This is a genomic window from Parvibaculum lavamentivorans DS-1 (assembly GCF_000017565.1).
Taxonomy (GTDB): Bacteria; Pseudomonadota; Alphaproteobacteria; order Parvibaculales; family Parvibaculaceae; genus Parvibaculum; species Parvibaculum lavamentivorans.
Map to the genome: position 1 here is coordinate 1,871,665 of NC_009719.1, position 21,656 is coordinate 1,893,320.

Annotated in this window: 20 protein-coding genes; 15 read left to right on the forward strand and 5 right to left on the reverse strand. The window is 64.2% G+C overall.

Annotated features, from left to right (window positions below):
- Positions 1 to 61: 61 nt before the first annotated feature.
- On the reverse strand, positions 62 to 2,782 hold the full coding sequence (gene secA, locus PLAV_RS08755; protein WP_041536527.1) for a preprotein translocase subunit SecA: 2,721 nt from the start codon (positions 2,780 to 2,782) through the stop codon (positions 62 to 64).
- A 238-nt stretch (positions 2,783 to 3,020) separates the two neighbouring features.
- Between secA and PLAV_RS08760 the strand changes: the two genes are divergently transcribed.
- The 4 genes from PLAV_RS08760 (at position 3,021) to PLAV_RS19315 (ending at position 6,076) form a co-directional block, all read left to right on the forward strand.
- Positions 3,021 to 3,884 (forward strand): peptidylprolyl isomerase, encoded by an 864-nt coding sequence (locus PLAV_RS08760; protein ID WP_012110643.1) that lies wholly within the window; start codon positions 3,021 to 3,023, stop codon positions 3,882 to 3,884.
- A gap of 35 nt (positions 3,885 to 3,919) precedes the next feature.
- Positions 3,920 to 5,365, forward strand: coding sequence for a bifunctional glutamate N-acetyltransferase/amino-acid acetyltransferase ArgJ (gene argJ / locus PLAV_RS08765; RefSeq protein ID WP_012110644.1), 1,446 nt, complete (start codon positions 3,920 to 3,922; stop codon positions 5,363 to 5,365).
- 86 nt (positions 5,366 to 5,451) lie between these two features.
- Positions 5,452 to 5,886 carry a (deoxy)nucleoside triphosphate pyrophosphohydrolase gene (locus tag PLAV_RS08770; RefSeq protein WP_012110645.1) on the forward strand — a complete coding sequence of 145 codons (435 nt, stop codon included), beginning with the start codon at positions 5,452 to 5,454 and terminating at the stop codon, positions 5,884 to 5,886.
- 28 nt (positions 5,887 to 5,914) lie between these two features.
- Positions 5,915 to 6,076 (forward strand): Flp family type IVb pilin, encoded by a 162-nt coding sequence (locus tag PLAV_RS19315; RefSeq protein WP_012110646.1) that lies wholly within the window; start codon positions 5,915 to 5,917, stop codon positions 6,074 to 6,076.
- On the opposite strand, the gene PLAV_RS08775 is transcribed toward PLAV_RS19315, so the two are convergent.
- Complete coding sequence (locus PLAV_RS08775) at positions 6,073 to 7,035, reverse strand: methyltransferase domain-containing protein (RefSeq protein ID WP_012110647.1); 963 nt, start codon at positions 7,033 to 7,035, stop codon at positions 6,073 to 6,075. The two genes, PLAV_RS19315 and PLAV_RS08775, sit on opposite strands and share 4 nt — an antisense overlap.
- A gap of 48 nt (positions 7,036 to 7,083) precedes the next feature.
- Between PLAV_RS08775 and PLAV_RS08780 the strand changes: the two genes are divergently transcribed.
- Genes PLAV_RS08780 through PLAV_RS08795 form a run of 4 tightly spaced genes read left to right on the forward strand, consistent with a single transcriptional unit; the run spans position 7,084 to position 9,465 of the window.
- Positions 7,084 to 7,860 (forward strand): ComF family protein, encoded by a 777-nt coding sequence (locus PLAV_RS08780; protein WP_012110648.1) that lies wholly within the window; start codon positions 7,084 to 7,086, stop codon positions 7,858 to 7,860.
- Between the two features lie 57 nt (positions 7,861 to 7,917).
- Positions 7,918 to 8,175 (forward strand): glutaredoxin 3, encoded by a 258-nt coding sequence (gene grxC, locus PLAV_RS08785; RefSeq protein WP_012110649.1) that lies wholly within the window; start codon positions 7,918 to 7,920, stop codon positions 8,173 to 8,175.
- A 4-nt stretch (positions 8,176 to 8,179) separates the two neighbouring features.
- Entirely contained in the window at positions 8,180 to 9,031 is an 852-nt protein-coding gene (locus tag PLAV_RS08790) for a carbon-nitrogen hydrolase family protein (protein WP_012110650.1), read from the forward strand.
- Positions 9,028 to 9,465 carry a DUF1178 family protein gene (locus PLAV_RS08795; RefSeq protein ID WP_012110651.1) on the forward strand — a complete coding sequence of 146 codons (438 nt, stop codon included), beginning with the start codon at positions 9,028 to 9,030 and terminating at the stop codon, positions 9,463 to 9,465. The genes PLAV_RS08790 and PLAV_RS08795 overlap by 4 nt, the downstream gene beginning before the upstream one ends.
- A gap of 12 nt (positions 9,466 to 9,477) precedes the next feature.
- Here PLAV_RS08795 and PLAV_RS08800 read toward each other — a convergent pair whose 3' ends face one another.
- Genes PLAV_RS08800 through ubiG form a run of 3 tightly spaced genes read right to left on the reverse strand, consistent with a single transcriptional unit; the run spans position 9,478 to position 12,001 of the window.
- Positions 9,478 to 10,860 carry a D-arabinono-1,4-lactone oxidase gene (locus PLAV_RS08800; protein ID WP_012110652.1) on the reverse strand — a complete coding sequence of 461 codons (1,383 nt, stop codon included), beginning with the start codon at positions 10,858 to 10,860 and terminating at the stop codon, positions 9,478 to 9,480.
- Complete coding sequence (locus PLAV_RS08805; protein ID WP_012110653.1) at positions 10,857 to 11,228, reverse strand: c-type cytochrome; 372 nt, start codon at positions 11,226 to 11,228, stop codon at positions 10,857 to 10,859. The genes PLAV_RS08800 and PLAV_RS08805 overlap by 4 nt, the downstream gene beginning before the upstream one ends.
- Before the next feature lie 11 nt (positions 11,229 to 11,239).
- Positions 11,240 to 12,001 carry a bifunctional 2-polyprenyl-6-hydroxyphenol methylase/3-demethylubiquinol 3-O-methyltransferase UbiG gene (ubiG, locus tag PLAV_RS08810; protein WP_012110654.1) on the reverse strand — a complete coding sequence of 254 codons (762 nt, stop codon included), beginning with the start codon at positions 11,999 to 12,001 and terminating at the stop codon, positions 11,240 to 11,242.
- Positions 12,002 to 12,207: 206 nt separating this feature from the next.
- Between ubiG and PLAV_RS08815 the strand changes: the two genes are divergently transcribed.
- The 7 genes from PLAV_RS08815 to PLAV_RS08845 all read left to right on the forward strand — a co-directional run bounded on the left by PLAV_RS08815 (position 12,208) and on the right by PLAV_RS08845 (position 21,652).
- The gene (locus PLAV_RS08815; protein ID WP_012110655.1) at positions 12,208 to 13,467 is read left to right on the forward strand and encodes an aspartate kinase; all 1,260 of its coding nucleotides are present in this window, start codon (positions 12,208 to 12,210) and stop codon (positions 13,465 to 13,467) included.
- Positions 13,468 to 13,523: 56 nt separating this feature from the next.
- On the forward strand, positions 13,524 to 15,791 hold the full coding sequence (gene ptsP / locus PLAV_RS08820) for a phosphoenolpyruvate--protein phosphotransferase (RefSeq protein ID WP_012110656.1): 2,268 nt from the start codon (positions 13,524 to 13,526) through the stop codon (positions 15,789 to 15,791).
- 243 nt (positions 15,792 to 16,034) lie between these two features.
- Positions 16,035 to 17,159 carry a helix-turn-helix domain-containing protein gene (locus tag PLAV_RS18890; protein WP_012110657.1) on the forward strand — a complete coding sequence of 375 codons (1,125 nt, stop codon included), beginning with the start codon at positions 16,035 to 16,037 and terminating at the stop codon, positions 17,157 to 17,159.
- A gap of 169 nt (positions 17,160 to 17,328) precedes the next feature.
- Entirely contained in the window at positions 17,329 to 18,480 is a 1,152-nt protein-coding gene (gene ispG, locus PLAV_RS08830) for a flavodoxin-dependent (E)-4-hydroxy-3-methylbut-2-enyl-diphosphate synthase (RefSeq protein ID WP_012110658.1), read from the forward strand.
- Positions 18,481 to 18,540: 60 nt separating this feature from the next.
- Positions 18,541 to 19,608 carry a peptide chain release factor 1 gene (prfA, locus tag PLAV_RS08835; protein WP_012110659.1) on the forward strand — a complete coding sequence of 356 codons (1,068 nt, stop codon included), beginning with the start codon at positions 18,541 to 18,543 and terminating at the stop codon, positions 19,606 to 19,608.
- Positions 19,608 to 20,459, forward strand: a complete 852-nt coding sequence (prmC, locus tag PLAV_RS08840; RefSeq protein ID WP_012110660.1) for a peptide chain release factor N(5)-glutamine methyltransferase — start codon at positions 19,608 to 19,610, stop codon at positions 20,457 to 20,459. The genes prfA and prmC overlap by 1 nt, the downstream gene beginning before the upstream one ends.
- Before the next feature lie 446 nt (positions 20,460 to 20,905).
- Positions 20,906 to 21,652 carry a DUF4167 domain-containing protein gene (locus tag PLAV_RS08845; protein ID WP_012110661.1) on the forward strand — a complete coding sequence of 249 codons (747 nt, stop codon included), beginning with the start codon at positions 20,906 to 20,908 and terminating at the stop codon, positions 21,650 to 21,652.
- Positions 21,653 to 21,656: the final 4 nt, after the last annotated feature.

Below are 21,656 nucleotides of genomic sequence, written 5' to 3' on the forward strand. Positions count from 1 at the left end.
TGAAAGAGAAAGAGCCGCGCTTTCGGGCGCGGCTCTTTTCATTTCAGGTGTCCCGTTCCGCTCACAGAGCGCCGTGACAGTGCTTGTATTTCTTGCCGGAGCCGCAGGGGCAGGGCGCGTTGCGGGGTGTCTTGCCCCAAGTGCGCGGATCGTTCGGATCGGCGGCAACGCCCGGGTCGTTGCGCATGGGACGCTGCATTGTCGCCACGTCTCCGTCCGCCATCTCGTCTTCGCCGGTCAGCGGATTTGTGTGGTGCGCCTGCATTTCCGGCAGGGGCTGCTCCTCGATGCGCGGCGCCTCGGTGATGAACTGGGCAACCGATAGCTGCCGCGTCACATTTTCACGCAGGCGTGCCAGCAGGCTTTCGAAAAGCTCGAAGGCCTCGGACTTGTATTCGTTGAGCGGATCGCGCTGCGCATAGCCGCGCAGGCCGACGGCCTGGCGCAGATGATCGAGCATCATCAGATGTTCGCGCCAATGCTGGTCGAGCGTCTGCAGCAGCACGGCCTTTTCGACCTGCCGCATGAGATCCGGGCCGACCTGTGCCGCCTTCGACGCCATATGGCGATCGGAAGCCGAATAGAGACGCTCGCGGATTTCTTCCTCGGCGATGCCTTCTTCATCGGCCCAGGTCTCGATCGGCAGGTCGAGGTCGAGGTTCTTCTTCACCTCTTCCTTCAGGCCCGCCATGTCCCATTGTTCCGCATAGGCTTTTTCCGGCACATGCGCGGCGACCATGTCGTCGATCACCTGCCGGCGCATGTCGTCAACCGTGTCCGACACATCTTCGGCGCGCATCAGCTCGATGCGCTGTTCGAAAATCGCGCGGCGCTGGTCGTTCATCACATTGTCGAACTTGAGCAGGTTCTTGCGGATGTCGAAGTTGCGCGCCTCGACCTTCTGCTGCGCCTTTTCGAGTGCCTTGTTGATCCAGGGATGGACGATGGCTTCGCCCTCCTGGAGCCCGAGCTTCTGCAGCATCCCGTCCATGCGGTCGGTGCCGAAAATGCGCATCAGGTCGTCTTCGAGCGAAAGGTAGAATTTCGACCGGCCGGGATCGCCCTGACGGCCGGAGCGGCCGCGTAGCTGGTTGTCGATGCGGCGGCTTTCGTGGCGTTCCGTGCCGATGACGTAGAGCCCGCCCGCTTCAAGCGCGCGCTGTTTCTTCGCTTCGATGTCGGCTTTCACTTCGGCGGTCTTGCGGGCAAGCTCCGCTTCGTTCTCGATGCCGGCGGTTTCATCCGCGAGGCGCATGTCCAGGTTGCCGCCGAGCTGGATGTCGGTGCCGCGGCCCGCCATGTTGGTGGCGATGGTCACATTGCCGGGTACGCCCGCCTGCGCCACGATATGCGCTTCCTGCTCGTGGTAGCGCGCGTTCAGCACCTTGTGCTTCACCTTCTTCTTCTTCAGAAGTTCGGAAAGCGTCTCGGATTTCTCGATGGAGGTCGTGCCGACGAGAACCGGCTGGCCGCGCGAGGCGCATTCCTCGATCTCGCCGATCATGGCCTCGTATTTTTCGCGGGTCGTGCGATAGACCTCGTCGTCCTCGTCGATACGGGCAATCGGCTTGTTGGTGGGAATTTCCAGCACGTCGAGGCCGTAAATATCGCCGAACTCGCTCGCTTCCGTCAGCGCCGTGCCGGTCATGCCGGACAGCTTTTCATACATGCGGAAGTAATTCTGGAAAGTAATCGAGGCCAGCGTCTGGTTTTCCGGCTGGATCGGCACGCGCTCCTTCGCTTCGAGCGCCTGGTGCAGCCCGTCGGAATAGCGGCGGCCTTCCATCATGCGGCCGGTGAATTCGTCGATGATGACGACCTTGCCCGTCTTGACGATGTAGTCCTTGTCCTTCTGGAACAGCTTGTGCGCGCGAAGCGCGTTGTTCACATGGTGGACGATCGAGATGTTCTCGATGTCGTAGAGGTTGCCCTCCAGCATGATGCCGCGATTGCGGAGGATTTCCTCGACGCGCTCATTGCCTTCCTCGGTGAGGTTCACGGTCCGCTGCTTCTCGTCGAGCTCGTAGTCCTCCTCGCCGATCTCGGGAATGACTTCGTCGATGGAAAGATAGAGGTCCGACTTGTCGTCGAGAGGGCCTGAAATGATCAGGGGCGTACGCGCTTCGTCGATCAGGATCGAGTCCACTTCGTCGACGATCGCGAAACCGTGCCCGCGCTGCACCATGGAGGCGAGCTGGTACTTCATGTTGTCGCGCAGATAGTCGAAACCGTATTCGTTATTGGTGCCGTAGGTAATGTCGGCGGCATAGGCGGCGCGGCGCTGGTTGTCGTCGAGGCCATGCAGGACGACGCCTACTTCGAGACCGAGGAAGCGGAATATCTGCCCCATCCAATCGGCGTCGCGTTTGGCGAGGTAGTCGTTCACGGTGACGACATGAACGCCCTTGCCGGTCAGCGCATTCAGATAGGCGGCAAGCGTCGAGACCAGCGTCTTGCCTTCGCCGGTCTTCATTTCCGCGATGTTGCCGTCGTTGAGGACCATGCCGCCGATCAGCTGCACGTCATAATGCCGCTGGCCGAGGCTGCGCTTGGCGGCCTCGCGAACCACGGCGAAGGCCTCCGGCAGAAGTTCGTCCAGCACGGCGCCATCCGCGAGGCGCGCGCGAAACTCGGCGGTCTTGCCTCGCAACGCATCGTCGCTGAGCGCGATCATGTCGGGCTCGAGGGCGTTGATCGCCTCGACCCTGGCCTTGTAAGCCTTGATCCTTCGGTCGTTGGAGGAGCCGAAAAGACGCTTGGCGAAGGCGCCCAAGCTTGCCATCAGGTGAATTTCCTCTTGCGGTGCGCCTTCGATGTAAGGGGGCGACCCTCCCTTGTCAATCAAGCGGGCTTTGGCGGCGGCTGCCACAGGCAGCCGGAACTCCCGGGAAATCCGGCCTTCCCGGGGCGGCCGGCGGCGCTTGTGTGACCGATGGGCGCGGCCCATTATGGCGCGCCAAATTTCGGCCTCGTTATACCGGCCTTATCGCCGGAGCCCATGTTACAGGAAGGTTCGTTTCATGCCCGTTTTCCGCCCCGCCGCCTTGGCGCTGATCCTGTCGTTTGCGGCGGCTCCGGCTTTCGCCCAGAAGGACGAACCGTCGGCCGACGAGCCGATCGCAACGGTTAACGGAACCCCGATCAGCTATTCCGATGTGGCGCTGGCGGATGAGGAAATGGGCGCGGCGCTGGCGCGGCTGGAGCCCGATGTTCGGTTTCAGTATCTCCTCGGCATGTTGATCGACCGGCGTGTGGTGGCGCTGGCGGCGAAGGAAAAGCATGTCGATGACGATCCGCAGGTGAAGCGGCGCCAGGACTATTTCAACGAAAAGGCGCTCCGCGACGTCTATTGGGTCCAGCTCATGCAGGACAAGGTGACGGACGAGGCCGCAAAAGCCTATTACGAAAAGAATATCGCGGGAGCACCCGCCGAGCAGGAGGCCCATGCCCGCCACATCCTGGTGCAGGACAAGGCGAAGGCCGCGGAGATCGCAGCCGAGATCGAAGGCGGCAAGGGCTTTGAAGAGGCGGCAAAGGAATATTCTCAGGATCCCGGCTCGGCCGATGGCGGCGATCTCGGCTGGTTCAAGCGCGACGAAATGGTGCCTGAATTCGGCGAGGCCGTGTTCTCGATGAAGCCAGGTGAGGTCTCCGCGCCGGTCCAGACCCAGTTCGGCTGGCACTTGATCCAGCTTGTCGAATTGCGCGATGTGCCCAAGCCGACCTATGAGGAAGCGCATGAGGAAATAATCCGCCAGCTCGCGCGCCAGGAAGGGCAGAAGCTCATGGAAAAATTGCGCACCGATGCGAAGATCGAAATCATCGGTGCCGAATCGGCAGCGGCACCGTCCGGCGGCCGCCCGCAGATCGTGCCGGCGGAATAGAGCTTTAACATCGAAATACGAGAGCGGAGCGGCGGATGGCGGTAAAGAAGACGCGGGCAGGCACCAAGGTCTCGGTGAAGCCGAAGCGCAAGACGAGCGGCAAGGCGAAGGCGCGCCCGAAAGCCAAGGCGAAGCCGCATAGCAAGGCCAAATTACCGCGCGCCCAACGCAAGACAGCAGTTCCGAAAAAGCCGGTACGCAAGGCAAAGCCCGCTGCCAAATCCGCGAAGGCCGCCAAGACGGCGCCGAAAATCTCTCCGCTCGCGCCGAAATCGACACCGAAGCTGCCGCCGGTTGGCGGCGTCCTGCTCGGCGCCACGGCTGCAGGCATCAAGTATAAGGGTCGCACGGATCTCCTCGTCGCGAAGATGCCCGAGGGAACGCAGGTTGCGGGTGTCTTCACCACCTCGAAGACGGCCTCGGCGCCGGTCGAATGGTGCCGGACCAATGTGAATGAGGGTGGCGAAGGCCGGATGCTCGTCGTCAATTCCGGCAATTCAAATGCCTTCACCGGCAAGGCCGGCGTCGCGACCGTCAAGGCGACAGCGGCCGCCGCCGCGCAGGCGGGCAATTGCCGCCAGAAAGATGTGTTCATCGCCTCGACCGGCGTTATCGGCCAGCCGATGGACCCCGCGCCCGTCATTGCCGGCATCGACGCTGCCTTGGCCGATGCCTCGCCGGATGCGTGGGATGAAGCCGCCCGCGCCATCATGACCACGGATACCTATCCGAAAGCCGCGACGCGCAAGGTCAAGATCGGCGGCGCCAGCGTCACGATCAACGGCATTGCCAAGGGCTCGGGCATGATCGCCCCCGACCTCGCCACCATGCTGGTGTTCATCTTCACCGATGCTGCCATCCCGGCAAAGGTTCTGCAGACGCTGCTGCTTCTCGGTGTGCGCGACAGTTTCAATGCCATCACCGTCGACAGCGATACCTCCACCAGCGACACCGTGCTCGTTTTCGCAACGGGCGCGGCCATGGCGGATGAGGCACCGGTCACGCGGGCGGGCGATGCGCGCCTGCGGGATTTCCGTGCCGCGCTCGACGATCTGATGATGGACCTCGCGCATCAGGTGGTGAAGGACGGGGAGGGCGCGACCAAATTCGTGAAGATCGCCGTTTCCGGCGCGCAGAGCCACCAGGCGGCCCGCACCATTGCCATGACCATTGCCAATTCGCCGCTGGTGAAGACGGCGATTGCGGGCGAGGACGCGAATTGGGGCCGCATCGTCATGGCGGTCGGCAAGTCCGGCGAGGCGGCGGATCGCGACAAGCTTTCGATCCGCATTGGCGGCGTCGATGTTGCGAAGAACGGCATGGCCGTGCCGGGTTACGACGAAACGCCGGTCGCCCGCCATATGAAAGGCTCCGATATCGACATCGAGGTGGATGTCGGCGTCGGCAAGTCGTCTGCGACGGTCTGGACCTGCGATCTCACCTACGACTACATCCGCATCAATGCGGATTACAGAAGCTGAGTGCGGCTACTCATTTTTAACTAAAATTCCAGACAAATCCTCCGTACCCCGCGTTTACTACCAAGTCTTAACCGGAAAGCCCCAGCATGGCCGATGAGCGCGAAAGCATGACGGGCGGGCAACTGAAACTTCTGCTCGTCGCGGCTTGCGCGCTTGTCGATGCCGATGGGCGGGTGCTTCTCGCCCGCCGTCCCGAGGGCAAGCCGCTGGCGGGCCTGTGGGAGTTTCCGGGCGGCAAGGTGGAGCCGGGCGAAGTGCCCGAGGAAACCTTGATCCGGGAACTGAAGGAAGAACTTGGCATCGATGTCGCGAAGGCGTGCCTTGCGCCGCTCACCTTCGCGAGCCACGCATATGAGGGGTTCCACCTCCTGATGCCGCTTTATGTATGCCGGCGATGGGAGGGCAGGGTCCAGCCCCTCGAAGGACAGGCGCTCGAATGGGTGCGCCCGGCAAGGCTCCGGGAGTACCCGATGCCGCCGGCGGATGAACCGCTGGTGGCAGTGCTGCGCGACCTGCTGTAGGCGGGCGCGAAAAACAGGGGCGACCGCGATGCTGAAGAAATTCTGGGCCGATGAGAACGGTGCAACGGCGGTCGAGTATGGTTTGATTCTCGCCGCGCTTTCGGTGGTTGTCGGCGCAGCAGTCGCGACGGTCGGCGAAACCATCGATGAGGCGCTCTACGGCAAGGTCATCGCCGCCCTCTCGAACTAGTTCCCTCCCGGCCCCGTCTTCTCGCCTGCCTTTATTTCGTCGGCGCCCAACGCGTCGGCCAGCCTTGCGCGCGCGCTTCCTGGCGCAAGCGGCTTTTGCTGGTCCTCATGCGGTGCCCAGCCCGTCGCGATCACGATGTCGAAGGTCGCCGGCACCCGGCCGTCCGGCAGTCCGAATTTTTCCCGGTAGATTTCGGCGGTCCGCATCATCGTTGCGCGGCGCAGCGGCGTCCGGCGGCGTTCGGCAAGCGCGTTCGTCTCGCCCATGCCGCGCAGCTCCGCCATCAGCTTGAACGGATCGGCATAGCGCACCGTCACGCGGTCGCCATCCACCACAGGAAGCGCAAAGCCCGCGCGCTGCAGCAGGCTTCCAACATCGCGTATATCGGCAAAGGGCGAGACGCGGGGCGAGAGCCCGCCATCCATTTCGATTTCGGCCGCTGCGAGAGACTGCCGGAGTTCGGTCAGCGTCTCGCCGCCAAAAAGCGCGCCGAGAAACAGTCCGTCCGGCTTCAGCGCGCGACGGATCTGGATAAGGGCCCCCGGCAGGTCGTTTACCCAGTGCAAGGACAGAATACTCGTCACCAGGCTGAGGCTCGCGCCGCGAAAGGGAAGCATCTCTTCGTCCGCGGCGACACGAAGGCCCGGGGCTTCTCGAAGCATTCGCGGCGACAGGTCCGCCGAGACAAGCGTGCCGATCTTGCCGGGGCTTGTGCCTGTCCGGCGCAGGGCCTCCGCGAGCGCGCCTCTGTGACTGCCGAGATCGAGAGCGACATCGAAGTCGCGGTTGATGCCCGCCAGCCGTTCGGCCACTTCATCGCCCGCGCGCTGTACAAGAAAATCATGCGCGGCAAAACCCGGCGCCGCGCGGTCGCGGCGGCGCCTCAGGACATGGCGGTCGAAAACGAGCATCTGGTTTGCGGGCAGCGGCATGGCGCGCATCATGATGGCGGGGGCCATTGCCCGCAAGGCCCTCGCCGGTTTCCGCCATTGTGCTAGATTTGCTTCATGGGGCTGAGGGCGGGCGTGCAGCGTTGGGCGGAGGCGGCGAAAGCGGGATTCTCCCGCGTCGCAGATATTGTGCTGCCGCCGCTCTGCCTCGGTTGCGGGTGCGGCCTCGACAGTCATGCCGCCCTTTGCGGTACCTGCTGGGCAGGGGTCGATTTCATCGACCGGCCATATTGCGAGGTTACAGGCGTCCCCTTTCCTTATGAAGCGGGCCTGGGGGCTGTGAGCGCCGCCGCCATTGCCAATCCTCCCTCCTATGCCCGGGCCCGCGCCGTCATGCGCTACAATGAAGGGAGCACGAGGCTCATCCACCGCTTCAAATATAGTGACCGGATGGAGGCCGCCCCGGCCTTTGCCCTCTGGCTTGTACGGGCCGGCGCCGCGCTGCTGGCGGAAGCCGATCTCGTCGTGCCGGTTCCCCTTCACAAGCGCCGTCTTTTTTTCCGCCGCTTCAATCAGTCGGCGGAACTTTCCCGCGCCGTTGCGCGTCTTGCCGGTATCGGATGCGCGCCGGAGCTTCTTGTCCGGGTGCGGGCGACCCGCCCTCAGGTCGGCCTTTCGGGCGATGCAAGGCGGCGGAATGTTGCCGGTGCTTTTCGTCTCGCACCGGGCGTGGCGCCTCTCGTCAAGGATCGCCGGATCGTTCTGATAGATGATGTCATGACGACGGGTGCGACCGCCGAGGCTTGCGCCCGCGTTCTTACCGGGGCCGGGGCGCGTGAGGTCTCCGTCCTTTGCCTTGCCCGGGTTGTACCCGCTGGCGGCGCATCTATATGATATGAAGTCTGTTTCCGGGGTTTCTGGCCCCGCTGTTCAAATTGCCGGAGTGCCGCTATGGCGGATGTGACGATATATACGACGATGATGTGCCCCTATTGCCACCGGGCAAAGGGGCTGTTGCAGAAGAAGGGCGTCTCCTTCACCGAGGTCGATGTCGGCATGGATGCGGACAAGCGCCAGGAGATGATGAAGCGCGCTCACGGCAGCCATACCGTTCCGCAGATTTTCATCGGCGACAAGCATGTCGGCGGTTGCGACGATCTCTATGCGCTCGACCATGCGGGCAAGCTCGACCCGATGCTCGCTGCCTGACGTCATGAAATCCTTCACCGCGGCCTGTATCCAGATGCGCGCCGGGCGCGACGTGGCGCAGAATGCCGCCACCGCCGCCGCGCTTGTTTCCGACGCAGCGGCGCAAGGGGCAGCGTTCGTGCTGACGCCCGAAATGACCTCGCTCCTCGAAACGAAAAGCGACGACCTTTTCGCCCATACGCGTGTCGAGGAAAAGGACGAGGCCTTGCCCGTCTTCCGCGCATTGGCGGCGGAAAAGAAAATCTGGGTGCTGATCGGCTCGCTGCCGGTCAAGCTCGCGGAACGCAAACTCGCCAACCGCTCCTTCCTCATCTCCCCCGAAGGCGCCATCGCCGCGCGCTACGACAAGATCCATATGTTCGATGTCGATCTGGCGGGCGGCGAGAGCTACCGCGAGAGCAAGAATTTCGAGGCGGGCCGCGAGGCTGTGATCGCCGACCTGCCCTGGGGGCGGCTCGGTCTCAGCATCTGCTACGACCTGCGCTTCCCGCAGCTCTACCGGGCGCTGGCGCAGGCGGGTGCCGATTTCCTCACCGTGCCGGCCGCTTTCACCCGGCAGACCGGCGCCGCGCATTGGCACACGCTGCTGAAGGCCCGCGCCATCGAGACGGGATGCTTCGTCTTCGCGCCCGCGCAGGGCGGCAAGCATGAATGCGGCCGCGAGACCTATGGCCACAGTCTGGTCGTTGCGCCCTGGGGCGAAATCATCGCCGAGGCCGATCACGACGAACCCGGCATCGTGCTTGCCGAAATCGACCCCTCGCGGATCGGCGAAGCGCGCCGGCGCGTCCCGAGCCTCGGTCACGATCGCGGTTTCAGCCTGCCGGGAACAGTCCCCGCGAGGCAGGCATCATGATCCGCTATGCGCTTGTCTGCGAAAGCGATCATGAATTCGATGGCTGGTTCGCCTCCTCGGAAACCTTCGATGCGCAGGTGGCGGCGCGCGACATTCTCTGCCCGCATTGCGGCAGCGGCGATGTGCGCAAGGCGCTGATGGCGCCGAGCCTCGGCAAGGGCACGAAGAAGGGTCTGAAAATTCCGGATGCCTCGACGCCCGCCGACATGGCGCAGAAGATGAGCATGATGATGCTCGCGCTCAAAAAGCACGTCGAAGAGAATTGCGATTATGTCGGCGACAAATTCGCCGAGGAAGCGCGCCGCATCCATTACGGCGAGACGGAGCATCGCGACATTTATGGCGAAGCGACGCTCGACGAAGCCCGCGAGCTGGTCGAGGAAGGCGTCGAAGTCGCGCCGCTCCCCGTCCTGCCGCCGCGTCAGGCGAATTGACGGGCTTGCGGCTTAAACTCCGACCCCGAACACTTCCCGCAAATACGGATTGAGAAACTTCCCTTCCGGGTCGAGTTCAGCCCGCATGTCCAGAAAATCGTTCCACCTCGGATAAAGCGCCACGAAGTCCCCGGCCTTCAGCGTGTTGAGCTTGCCCCAATGCGGGCGGCCGTCATATTTGCGGAAGATAGGTTCGATGGCGCTGAAATAGGGTGCGTAGTCCGCTTCGTGGAAGCGGTGTACGGCGATCGAGCAGCTTTCGCGCTTGTAGAAGGGGCTGAGCCAGGCGTCGTCCGCCGCCGTGGTGCGGAATTCGATCGGGAAGAAGACCTCGATATTATTGTCTTCGATCGCCGCGATGATTTCGCGCAGCGCCTCTGGCCCCGCCTCGCGTGGCAAATGATATTCCATTTCGTTGAAGCGCACATTGCGCTCCGCCGAGAGCGTCTTGTACGAGAAGTCGACGCGCTCCTCGGGCTCCATCCCGTCCATGATCGTCTGGATGAGCCATCGCCGCGTGGCGGGCGACCAGCCGAGCCAGTCCTGCAGCTGCTTCAGCTGCATCAGCCCGTCATCATCCTCGTTCACGGGCTCGGGCGTCTCCGCCTCGTCCGTCTCGTCGTTGACGATGCCGATGGTCATGCCGGAATAGGGCACATAGTAGAATTCGAAATTGCGGTGCTTCGCCCAGAGTTCCGGCGCCTCTTCCAGCATCTCCTCGACGGGTGCCACCCATGTCCGCCGCTTCAGCTTGTAAAGCGGCCGCGCCTGCATGGTCACTTCCGTCATGATGCCGAGCGCGCCGAGCGAAACGCGGGCGGCGTCGCGCAGCCCGCCCTCGTTGCAGTCGAGCGTCTCGCCCGAGGCCGTTACCAGTCGCGCGCCGGTCACGAAGCTCGACAGCGAGCCGAGGTCTCGTCCGGTGCCATGCGTCGCGGTCGAGATTGCGCCGGCAATCGTCTGCTTGTTGATGTCCGGCATGTTGTCGAGCGCGAGATTGTTCTCCGCCAGCGTCGCCGCCATGGCGCCGAGCCGCGTCCCCGCCTTGAAGGTCGCGCGGTGGGTGGCGGCGTCATGCGAGACATAGCCGCTCAGCCGGTCGAGCGTGACGAGCGTCCCCTCCGTCGGCACGAGGGGCGAGAAGGAATGTCCGGCGCCGACCGCGCGGATGGGGGTTGCGCTTTTTCCGATGAGGTCGGCAAGCTCCGCCTCGCTTGCGGGTGCCTTGCGGATGGCGGGGGTGCATGTCTGTCCACCCGACCAGTTCTTCCAGGGGATGATGCGGCGCGGCTCCTCCGCGAAGGCGCTGGTGAGGGCGGCGGGTATCGCGCCGGTCGCGGCCAGCGCCGAGGCGCTTGCCGCAAATTGCAGCAGGTGTCGGCGGGACAGTTTCATTCTTCGCTCTCCCCCTTCGCGGATGCCGGTGCAGGCGATGCCATGAAGCGTGTCAGCGTCATGAAGTCGCCGGCGTCGCATTCGATGCATTGGCCGAGCGGCGGCATGCCGTTGAAGCCGTTCACGATATTGTCGAGTAATTGCGTCTCGCCCTTGGCGATGCGCGGCGCCCAGGCCGCCTCGTCATGCGCCGGTGGAGCGCCCGTCGCCGGGTCCTCGTGGCATGTGCTGCAGCTATGCTCGTAAAGCGCCGCCAACTGCGTGTCGAGCACCACCGGCGCCGCCGCTTCCTGTTCCTCGCCGCATCCTGCCAGCGCCGTCAGCGCAAGCCCCGCCAGCACGGCGCGGCACCATCCCCGATCGAGCATCTGTCCCCCGTCTAGTCCCGCGCCCGCTCCGCAAGCGCCATGTAGTTCACATCCGTGTCGCGGCTCAGCGACCATTTGTCGGTGAGCGGATTGTAGCTCACCCCCGTCAGTTCCTTGAGCCGGAGGCCCGCATCGGCGATCCCCGTCTCCATCTCGTTCACGGTGATGAATTTCTTCCAGTCATGCGTGCCGCGCGGCAGCCAGCCGAGCACATATTCGGCGCCGACAATCGCGAAGGCATGCGCCTTCAGCGTCCGGTTCAGCGTGGCGATGAACATGAGGCCCCCCGGCCGCAACATGCTCGCGCAATCCTTCAGAAAGGCCATCGGGTCGGCGACATGCTCGATCACTTCCATGTTGAGGATGACGTCGAATGTCTCGCCGGCCGCCGCCAGCGCCTCCGCCGTCGTGCAGCGGTAGTCGATGCCGAGCCCCTGTTCGGCGGCATGGACGGAAGCCGTCTTGATGTTCTGTTCAGAGGCGTCCGCGCTCACCATGGCGGCGCCGAGCCGCGCCATCGGTTCGGAAAGGAGCCCGCCGCCGCAGCCTATGTCGAGAAAGCGCAAATCCTCGAAAGGCCGCACCGCCCTCGCGTCGAGGCCGAAATGCGCGCTGGTGCGCTCGCGGATATAGGAAAGCCGCGTCGGGTTGAATTTATGGAGCGGCCGGAATTTGCCGGCCGGGTCCCACCATTCCGCCGCCATGGCCGAAAATCGGGCGATCTCGCCGGGGTCGACGCTTGAACGCGCCGCTTTATCTGCTCTATCGGCCATTTCGCCAGCTTTCCCCTGCGTCTTTTGAGGGCTTTGCCGCATTTTGCGCCGGTTGCGGCTCCGCCCGGGGGCCTGTATGTATGGCCGCGCTCGGCGGCGCGGGTCCATCTCTCCTCATGGGAATGATATAGGGCGTTCCGCCCGGTCCGGTCCAGCGTGCCGGAAAATGTTGGCGGGCCCGAGTGCCCAGGGATGTGGAAGAGACAATGGCCAGACTGGTCATGAAATTCGGCGGAACCTCGGTGGCGGACATCGAGCGGATTCGCAATGTGGCGCAGCATGTGAAGCGCGAGGTGGATGCCGGCCATCAGGTGGCGGTTGTCGTCTCGGCCATGGCGGGCACGACCAACCAGCTCGTCACCTGGGCGCGCGAAACGGCGCCGCTTCACGATGCGCGCGAATATGACACCATCGTCGCGAGCGGCGAGCAGGTCACCATCGCGCTCCTCTCCATCGAGCTGCAGCGCATCGGCATATCGGCGCGCTCCTGGCTCGGCTGGCAGATCCCGATTCGCACGGACGGGGCGCATGGCGCCGCGCGCATCCAGGAAATCGACGGCACGGAACTCATCAGCCGGCTCGAACAGGGCCAGGTCGCCGTCGTCGCCGGGTTTCAGGGTCTCGGCCCGGATAACAGAATCACGACACTCGGCCGCGGCGGTTCGGATACGAGCGCCGTCGCCATTGCCGCCGCCATCGGTGCCGACCTCTGCGACATCTACACCGATGTCGATGGCGTCTATACGACAGACCCCCGCATCGTTGCGAAGGCCCGAAAGCTTGATAAGATCAGCTACGAAGAAATGCTGGAGATGGCGTCGCTGGGCGCCAAGGTTCTTCAAACCCGTTCAGTCGAGCTCGCTATGGTTCACCGGGTGCGCCTGCAGGTCCGCTCGAGCTTCGATGCGCCTGATGCACCGTGGGGCGCCTATGGCGCGGGCGCCAATGGTCCCGGTACTCTAGTTTGCGACGAGGATGAAATCGTGGAACAGCAGGTCGTGAGCGGCATCGCCTATTCGAAGGACGAAGCCAAGGTGACGCTCGTCAAGGTCGAGGACAAGCCGGGTGTCGCCGCGCGCGTCTTCGGGCCGCTGGCGGACAATTCGATCAATGTCGACATGATCATCCAGAACGTGTCGGATGACGGCAAGAGCACGGACATGACCTTCACCGTGCCGCAAGCGGAACTGCACCGCGCGGAAGACGTTATCCGCAAGGCGCAGAAGGAAATCGGCTGCAAGGAAGTCAAGACCGATACGAACGTGGTGAAGGTCTCGATCATCGGCATCGGCATGCGCAGTCATGCCGGCGTTGCCAAGACCATGTTCCAGACGCTGGCGGAAAAGGGCATCAACATCCAGGCGATCACGACGTCCGAGATCAAGGTCAGTGTGCTGATCGGGTCGGAATATACCGAACTTGCCGTGCGCGCGCTGCACACGGCCTATGGGCTCGACGCCGAGTAACGGGAGCGGGTGGTGAACGCGCGTTTCCATATTCGCTGCAAACGGGATCCAGTCTGATGGCGGGCTCCGTGGGTGGTCCGCGCATTCTGCTCCGGAGGCTGCGTGAGGTCATGGCGGAGCCGGAGAGCGCGCAGAAGCGGCTCGACAAGATCGTCGTGCTGATCGCGTCCAACATGGTCGCGGAAGTCTGCTCGGCCTATCTCATGAACGGCGCGCGCGAGCTTGAGCTTTCCGCCACCGAGGGTCTGAAGCCGACCGCCGTCCATGCGACGCGACTGAAAGTCGGCGAAGGTCTCGTCGGCGACATCGCCGCTCATGCGCGTCCGCTCAATCTCGCCGACGCACAGTCGCATCCGGGCTTTGCCTACCGGCCGGAAACGGGCGAAGAAATCTACAAGTCGCTGATGGGCGTGCCGATCCTCAGGAGCGGCAAGGTCGTCGGCGTGCTCGTCGTGCAGAACCGCACCAAGCGGCACTACACGGAAGAAGAAGTCGAGGCGCTGCAGACGGTCGCGATGGTGCTCGCCGAAGTCGTCGCCGCCGCCGATCTCGTCACCGAACAGCCGGAAGAACGCCTGCTCGGGCGGCCAAGCTCCGTTCACATCGTCGGCGCCTCCTTCTCGGAAGGCATCGCGCTCGGCCATGCCGTGCTCCACGAGCCGCGCGTCCATGTGACGAAGCTCATCGCCGAGGATACCGAGCATGAGTTGAAGCGTCTCGAACAGGCGGTCTATGCGCTGCGCGGTTCGATCGACGACATGCTGGAAACCGAAGACCTCTCCCATGCGGGCGAGCACCGCGAGGTGCTGCAGGCCTACCGCATGTTCGCAAACGATCGCGGCTGGCTGCAGCGGATGCTCGAAGCGGTGAAGACGGGCCTCACCGCCGAAGCCGCCGTCGAGCGCGTGCAGAACGATACGCGCGCCCGGCTTCAGCGCGCGGCGGACCCCTATATCCGCGACCGGCTGCATGATTTCGACGATCTCGCAAACCGGCTGCTCCGGCAGCTTACCGGCGTCACGCTGGCCTCGCTCTCGGCCAACCTGCCGAACGATGCCATCATCATCGCCCGCAACATGGGCCCGGCCGAGCTTCTCGACTATGACAAGAGCCGCCTGCGCGGCCTTGTGCTGGAGGACGGCGCGCCGAACGCGCATGTCTCCATCGTCGCGCGCGCCTTCGGCATCGCCACCGTCGGCCGCGCGGAAGACATTCTCGAAAATATCGAACCCGGCGATGCCATCATCGTCGATGGCGATACCGGCGAGGTCTATCTGCGGCCCTCGCAGGAAGTCATCGCTTCCTATTCGGAGAAGGCCCGCTTCCGCGCCCGCAAGCAGGAGCAGTACAAGGAAATCCGCGACGAGCCGGCGGTCACGCTCGACGGGCAGGAGATCTCGCTATACGTCAATGCCGGGCTTCAGGTCGACCTGCCGCATCTCGAAGAGGCGGGGGCGCATGGCATCGGCCTTTTCCGCACCGAGCTTCAGTTCATGATCGCGTCGACGCTGCCGAGCCTGCGAGAGCAGATCGAGCTCTACAACGCCGTGCTCGATGCGGCGGGCGACAAGCCGGCCGTTTTCCGCACGCTCGACATCGGCGGCGACAAGATGCTGCCCTATATGAACCTCGCCGCGCTCAAGGAAGAGAACCCGGCGCTTGGCTGGCGGGCCATCCGCATCAGCCTCGACCGTCCGGCGCTGCTGCGCCATCAGCTCCGCGCCCTCCTCACGGCGGCGGCGGGCCGCTCGCTCCGCGTCATGTTCCCCATGGTGGCCGAGGTCGCCGAATACACGCGCGCCCGGGCCCTGGTGGACAAGGAGCTTGCCCGGCTCGACAAGTTCGGCAAGCCGAGGCCCGCTTCCATCGAAATCGGCACCATGCTGGAGGTGCCCTCGCTCGCCTGGCAGCTCGATACGCTCCTGCCGCTGGTCGATTTTGTTTCGATCGGCTCGAACGACCTGCTCCAGTTCCTCTTCGCGTCGGACCGGGGGAACCCCCGCGTGGCCACGCGCTACGATCTCCTGAGCCCCGCCGTCCTGAGCTTCCTTCGCCATATCGTTGCCAAATGCGAAGCCCACAACACGCCGCTCACGCTCTGCGGCGAGATGTCGGGCCGCCCGCTCGAGGCCATGGCGCTGCTCGGCGTCGGGCTGAGGCGGGTTTCCATGTCCCCCGCCGCCATCGGCCCGGTCAAGATGATGCTTCGTTCGCTCGATGCGACGAAGCTCGGGGCCTTCATGGAGGGGCTTTACGGCCTCCCCGACAGAAGTGTCCGGGCCCATCTCGCCGCCTTCGCCGAGGAACACGGCGTCATCATCTGAACCCGATTCAGCCGGTCCGGACCGGAAAAATAATTTGGTAATGATGGTTTGGCGCAATCTTCGGTTGCGGTTTGTCAAGACTTTTGTTCTATTCTTGGTCTCAGATGCATTGGGCGATATGCGAAAGTCGGCTCGCGGGGGTGCGGCTGTCGCATTTTGAAACGTCCATGGCAATTCGTGGGGCCGAATAGGCATCGAAAATACGCGGATTGAGATGGCTCAGCTCGGGAAGAGCCCGGAAATATGAACAAAGTCACTATGCTGCCGACCGGAAACGATGGGTCGGAGCCTCGTCGGCGGCTGCATCTGCGCGACATCACCAACGAAGTTTCCGTCGAGGCGGAGTCTGTCGGCGCGGATTTGCGCGCGGCGCGGCTGCGCCGGGGCGACGATATCCGCAGCATCGCGCAGGCATTGCGCATCCGCCGCGACCAGATCGAAGCGCTTGAGGAGGGCCGCCACGACGAGTTGCCCGCTCGCGCCTATGCCGTCGGTTTCGTTCGTTCCTATGCGGAATATCTTGGCCTCGACAGCCGGCATATCGTCCAGCGGTACAAGGACGAGCTTGATGGCCGCGCCGCCGCTGCCGCCGAACTCCACTTTCCGGATGCCGCCGAGGCGCGCCGCCTGCCCAAGGGTACGGCCCTCATCGTGGCGCTCGTCGTTGCATCGGGCATCTATGGCGGCTGGCTGCTTACCAAGTCCACCGACGAGATGATGACGACGCGGACCGCGGCAACTGCGCCCGCGGTCGCTCCCATCGTCGAAGAGGTGAAGTCGCCCGGTACGCGCGGCGATAGTGCTTCCGCCGCGACGCCGAGGGCCGATGCCGTTCCCGTCGTTCGTGTGCCGGGGCTTGCGCCGGTGGCGACGGCGGAACAGAACATGTCGACCCCGCAATCGCTGTATGATCCCGCGCCCGCGCCGGCCACGGTCGATGCGGAGGGCCTGCCGCTCGAGGATAGCGGCGAGGTCGAGATGGCCGCGCTGGAAGAGAGCGCCGCTGTCGAATTGCCGCCGCTGCCCGAAGGCACGCCTTACGGCGCCGAGAATGTGGATGGCCGTGTCGTCGTCCGCGCCCGCCGGGACGGCGCCTGGCTTCGCATCGAAGACGGCACAGGCCAGGTTCTTATCGAGCAGACCTTCAAGGCGGGCGACAGCTACCGCGCGCCTTCGCGTCCGGGCGTCATTCTCGTCGCGCGCGATGCCAGCGCCTTCGAGATCATGGTCGATGGCCAGTCCCTCGGCCTTGCTGGCCCGCCCACGCTGGTCCTGACCGGCAAATCGCTGGATCACGCCGATCTGGTGGCCGCCATGCCGAAACCGGCGGAAGCAGGCCTGCAGGGCGAAAACGTCGCAGTCGAATAATCCTTCTCCTTCCTCCTTCCCTGGCCGGAGGGTGGTAAATATGCGGCAGCGCCATATTTCTGCTATGAGAAGGCGCGATGGTGCAGTCCTTTGAGGCTGCGCCCGGAAGCTTCGTCCCCCGTGTGAGCCCTCCATGTCCGCGCGGCGTGTGTGAGAACCGACCGAGAAAATGAGCAGCAGCATCAGACCCTGGCGCGACATCATGCGCAGACCGAGCCGGCAGATCCATGTGGGGTCCGTTGCCGTGGGCGGCGATGCGCCGATTTCCGTCCAGACGATGACGAACACGCTCACCTCGGATGCGAAAGCCACCATCGAGCAGATCAGGCGCATCGAGGAGGCAGGCTGCGACATCGTCCGCGTTTCCTGTCCCGATGAAGATTCGACAAGGGCGCTGAAGGAAATCGTCCGCGAGACGAAGATCCCGATCGTCGCCGACATCCATTTCCACTACCGCCGCGCCATTGAGGCGGCGGAGGCGGGGGCAGCGTGCCTCCGCATCAATCCGGGCAATATCGGCTCGGCGGCGCGGGTGAAGGAAGTCGTGCAGGCCGCGAAGGATCATGGCGTCTCGATGCGGATCGGCGTCAATGCCGGGTCGCTCGAGCGCGATCTTCTGGAAAAATATGGCGAGCCCTGCCCGGAAGCGATGGTTGAAAGCGCGCTCGATCACGCACGTATTCTGCAGGATCACGATTTCCACGAATTCAAGATCAGCGTGAAGGCGTCCGACCCCTTCCTCACCGTCGCCGCCTATCAGCAGCTTGCCGATGCCATCGACTGCCCGCTCCATATCGGCGTGACGGAGGCCGGCGGCCTGATGACCGGCACGATCAAATCCTCCATCGGCCTCGGCATGCTGCTCTGGGGCGGCATCGGCGACACGATCCGCGTCTCCCTCTCCGCCGATCCGGTGGAAGAGGTGAAAGTGGGCTTCGACATATTGAAGTCGCTCAACCTGCGCCATCGCGGCGTCACCATCATTTCCTGCCCGTCCTGCGCGCGTCAGGGCTTCAATGTCATCGAGACGGTAAAGATCCTCGAAGACCGTCTCGCGCATATCTCCACGCCGCTCACGCTTTCGGTCATCGGTTGCGTCGTCAATGGTCCGGGCGAGGCGGAGCAGACGGATATCGGCTTCACCGGCGGCGGCGCCGGTTCCGGCATGGTCTATCTCGCCGGTCTCACCGATCACAAGATAAAGAACGAGGAGATCGTCGAGCATCTCGTATCGCTCGTCGAAGAGAAGGCCAGGGAAATCGAAGCGGCGAAGGAAGCCGCCGAAGCTGCGCTTGAGCCGCGCGCGCTTGCCGGGGATTAGCGAGGCTGGATCGAAACCCGCCCGCCTGCGTTCCATCCCTTTCCCCGAGACAGAAGCCTCATGATCCCCGAAGAGAGACTCCAGAGCGTCATTGCCCGCTTCGAAGCGGTCCAGTCCGAAATGAATTCCGATGTGCCGCGCGACAGGTTCGTTGCGCTGTCGAAGGAATTTTCGGAGCTGGAGCCCGTCGCCGCCGCCATCGGCCACCTCCTTGCCCGGCGGCGCGAATATGCGGATGCCGAACAGCTTCTGCGCGTCCGCGACATGGCGGAAATGGCGAAGGAGGAGATCGCACGGCTCAATGAAGAACTGCCACGGCTCGAGCATGAAGTGCAGCTCATGCTGCTGCCGAAGGATGCCGCCGACGACCGCAACGTCATTCTGGAAGTGCGCGCGGGCACAGGCGGCGACGAAGCCGCGCTTTTCGCGGGCGATCTCTTCCGCATGTATGAGCGTTACGCGTCCAATCAGGGCTGGAAGGTCGAATTGATCGCCGCTTCCGAAGGCGAGATGGGCGGCTACAAGGAAATCATCGCCGGCATTTCCGGTCCCGGTGTCTATGCGAAGCTGAAATTCGAATCCGGCGTTCACCGCGTCCAGCGCGTCCCCGTTACGGAAGGCGGCGGCCGCATCCACACCTCGGCGGCCACCGTCGCCGTGCTCCCCGAGGCGGAAGAGGTCGATGTCGAGATCGAGGACAAGGACCTCCGCATCGACGTCTACCGTGCGTCGGGCGCGGGCGGCCAGCATGTCAACAAGACCGAAAGCGCGGTCCGCATCACTCACTTGCCCACAGGCATCGTGGTCGCGCAGCAGGACGAGAAGTCCCAGCACAAGAACAAGGCCCGCGCGATGCAGATCCTTCGCGCCCGCATTTTCGATGCCGAGCGCGAACGGCTCGACCGCGAGCGTTCCGCCGCGCGCAAGGGGCAGGTCGGCTCCGGCGACCGCTCGGAGCGTATCCGCACCTATAATTTCCCGCAGAGCCGCGTCACCGATCACCGCATCAATCTCACGCTCCACAAGCTCGACCAGGTGCTCGAAGGCGAGGCGCTGGGCGAGTTGATCGACGCGCTCATCGCCGAGGATCAGGCCGCGCGTCTCGCCGCGATGGGCGACGAGGCGTGATGACGAGCCGCGATCATGCGATGCGGATGCTTGGCTGGCGGCTGAAGCAGGCGGGCTTGCCGACGCCGGAGCTCGATGCGCGCATTCTGGTCCAGGCCGTCACCGGCGCCACCGATATCGAGATGATCCGCGAACCGGCGGCGCCGATCAGCGCCGCAGAGGAAGAAGCACTGGCCGGTTTTGAGCGCCGCCGTCTCGCCCGCGAGCCCGTCTCCCGCATTCTCGGCGCGCGCGAATTCTGGGGCCTCGCCTTCGCCGTCACCTCGGCAACGCTCGATCCGCGACCGGACAGCGAGACGCTGATCGAGGCATCGCTGAAATGTCTGGCACCCCTCGCCAGGCCCCGCCTGCTCGATCTCGGCACGGGCACCGGATGCCTCCTGCTCACGCTTCTCCATGAACGGCCGGATGCAAGCGGCATCGGCGTCGATATTTCGGAAGAGGCGCTTCAGGTCGCGCGGGAGAATTCGGCCCGGCTCGGCCTTGCCGCGCGCGCCCGCTTCCAGCCCGGCAACTGGATGGAAGGGCTCGGCGAAAAATTCGATCTCGTGATTTCCAATCCGCCCTATATCGCCAGCGGCGAAATCGAGGTGCTCGAGCCGGAGGTGCGCGGCCACGATCCGCGGCTCGCGCTTGATGGCGGCGCGGACGGGCTCGATGCCTATCGCGCCATTGCCGCCGCGCTGCCGGACGTTTTGACGCAGGAGGGGGTTGCCGTGGTCGAATTGGGCGCCGGGCAGGCAGACGCGGTGCGCGGCATCTTCGAGGCGGCGGGATGCGCGGTTTTGCGCGTCGATCCGGACCTTTCGGGCGTGCCCCGGGCCCTCGTTGCAGCCCTGCCACGGGCATGATTTTCTGACCCGGAAGGGCAGAAATCGTTTGGAATCGGGGCGGTCAGGTACTAGGTTTTGGTTAGGGAAAACGAGCCGGGTGTGAACACCTCGCTCCTCGAACCCCGTCCTCCGAAAAACAGGGACGATGACCCGGGCAGCGACAGCCGGCCGGGCCGGGTTCGGAAGGTGCTGGAGGCGGCCCGCATTTTAGATCGCATATGGAAGCGCCAGGGCTGGACGGGCGCGATATGCAATCGGAACTTCTAGGCATCCGAACGGCCGGTCCGAAAAGGACGGCGAATGCGTGTGCCGGGAAACTCCATCTCGCGAAAAGACCTTTGTATGTCTTCCCGCGAAGCTGGATCGGCCGCCGTGTGTGTGACACGGCCGACCGTGACGACGCTATCTCAAGAACAGAGATCACACTGAATTGCAGTTGAACCAGTAGCGAGAAATCAGACGATATGAGGCAGGGGCAAAACAACGCCAAGCGCTCTCGTGGACGTGGCCGCAAGCCACAGCAGCATTCGGCCAACCGGGCTTACGACAGCAACGGTCCCGACGTGAAGGTCCGCGGCACCGCGGCAACCGTCTGCGAGAAGTACCAGCAGCTCGCGCGTGATGCGATTTCGGCGGGCGACCGCGTAACCGCGGAAAACTACTATCAGCACGCTGAGCACTATTACCGGCTGCTGATGGCGACCCAGCAGGGTCAGGAAGGCCAGCAGCGCCAGCAGAGCAGCCTCGGCTACCGGCCGGACGAAGACGAGGAGAGCGAGAACGAGGGCGATTACACGCCTGACGGTCCGCAGCCGCGCCATCGGGGCCAGCCCTGGCACCAGCAGGAAGGCCAGCAGCGCCACAACAATAATGGCGGGCAACATCCCAACCAGACTAATGGCGGCCACAATAATAACGGCAGCCAGAATAATGGCAGCCAGAATGCGCCCCGCCATGACGACCGCTCCGCGCAGTCCTCGGGCGATGGCGATGAAGCGGCGGATCGCGCCGCCTTGCAGGCAAGCGGTCAGGATGAGGGGCAACCCTCCGGCCAGCCCGTCCATCAGGGTGGCGAGCAAGGTGGCGAACAGGGCGAGGGCCAGCCGCGCCGCCGCCAGAACCGCCGCCGCCGGCCGCGCAGCGATGCCGCCGGTGGAGCGGGTGGCGATGCGCCGCGCGCCGAAGCCGCCCCGGTCGAAAGCGCCGACTAGGCTC

Coding starts and splice junctions, on each gene's coding strand:
- PLAV_RS08775 (WP_012110647.1), bottom strand. CDS start 7,035: ATGGCCCCCGCCATCATGATGCGCGCCATGCCGCTGCCCGCAAACCAG.
- PLAV_RS08780 (WP_012110648.1), top strand. CDS start 7,084: ATGGGGCTGAGGGCGGGCGTGCAGCGTTGGGCGGAGGCGGCGAAAGCG.
- ispG (WP_012110658.1), top strand. CDS start 17,329: ATGAGCAGCAGCATCAGACCCTGGCGCGACATCATGCGCAGACCGAGC.
- PLAV_RS08805 (WP_012110653.1), bottom strand. CDS start 11,228: ATGCTCGATCGGGGATGGTGCCGCGCCGTGCTGGCGGGGCTTGCGCTG.
- secA (WP_041536527.1), bottom strand. CDS start 2,782: ATGGCAAGCTTGGGCGCCTTCGCCAAGCGTCTTTTCGGCTCCTCCAAC.
- PLAV_RS19315 (WP_012110646.1), top strand. CDS start 5,915: ATGCTGAAGAAATTCTGGGCCGATGAGAACGGTGCAACGGCGGTCGAG.
- prmC (WP_012110660.1), top strand. CDS start 19,608: ATGACGAGCCGCGATCATGCGATGCGGATGCTTGGCTGGCGGCTGAAG.
- PLAV_RS18890 (WP_012110657.1), top strand. CDS start 16,035: ATGAACAAAGTCACTATGCTGCCGACCGGAAACGATGGGTCGGAGCCT.
- argJ (WP_012110644.1), top strand. CDS start 3,920: ATGGCGGTAAAGAAGACGCGGGCAGGCACCAAGGTCTCGGTGAAGCCG.
- PLAV_RS08795 (WP_012110651.1), top strand. CDS start 9,028: ATGATCCGCTATGCGCTTGTCTGCGAAAGCGATCATGAATTCGATGGC.
- PLAV_RS08845 (WP_012110661.1), top strand. CDS start 20,906: ATGAGGCAGGGGCAAAACAACGCCAAGCGCTCTCGTGGACGTGGCCGC.
- ptsP (WP_012110656.1), top strand. CDS start 13,524: ATGGCGGGCTCCGTGGGTGGTCCGCGCATTCTGCTCCGGAGGCTGCGT.
- PLAV_RS08790 (WP_012110650.1), top strand. CDS start 8,180: ATGAAATCCTTCACCGCGGCCTGTATCCAGATGCGCGCCGGGCGCGAC.
- prfA (WP_012110659.1), top strand. CDS start 18,541: ATGATCCCCGAAGAGAGACTCCAGAGCGTCATTGCCCGCTTCGAAGCG.
- PLAV_RS08760 (WP_012110643.1), top strand. CDS start 3,021: ATGCCCGTTTTCCGCCCCGCCGCCTTGGCGCTGATCCTGTCGTTTGCG.
- PLAV_RS08800 (WP_012110652.1), bottom strand. CDS start 10,860: ATGAAACTGTCCCGCCGACACCTGCTGCAATTTGCGGCAAGCGCCTCG.
- ubiG (WP_012110654.1), bottom strand. CDS start 12,001: ATGGCCGATAGAGCAGATAAAGCGGCGCGTTCAAGCGTCGACCCCGGC.
- PLAV_RS08815 (WP_012110655.1), top strand. CDS start 12,208: ATGGCCAGACTGGTCATGAAATTCGGCGGAACCTCGGTGGCGGACATC.
- PLAV_RS08770 (WP_012110645.1), top strand. CDS start 5,452: ATGGCCGATGAGCGCGAAAGCATGACGGGCGGGCAACTGAAACTTCTG.
- grxC (WP_012110649.1), top strand. CDS start 7,918: ATGGCGGATGTGACGATATATACGACGATGATGTGCCCCTATTGCCAC.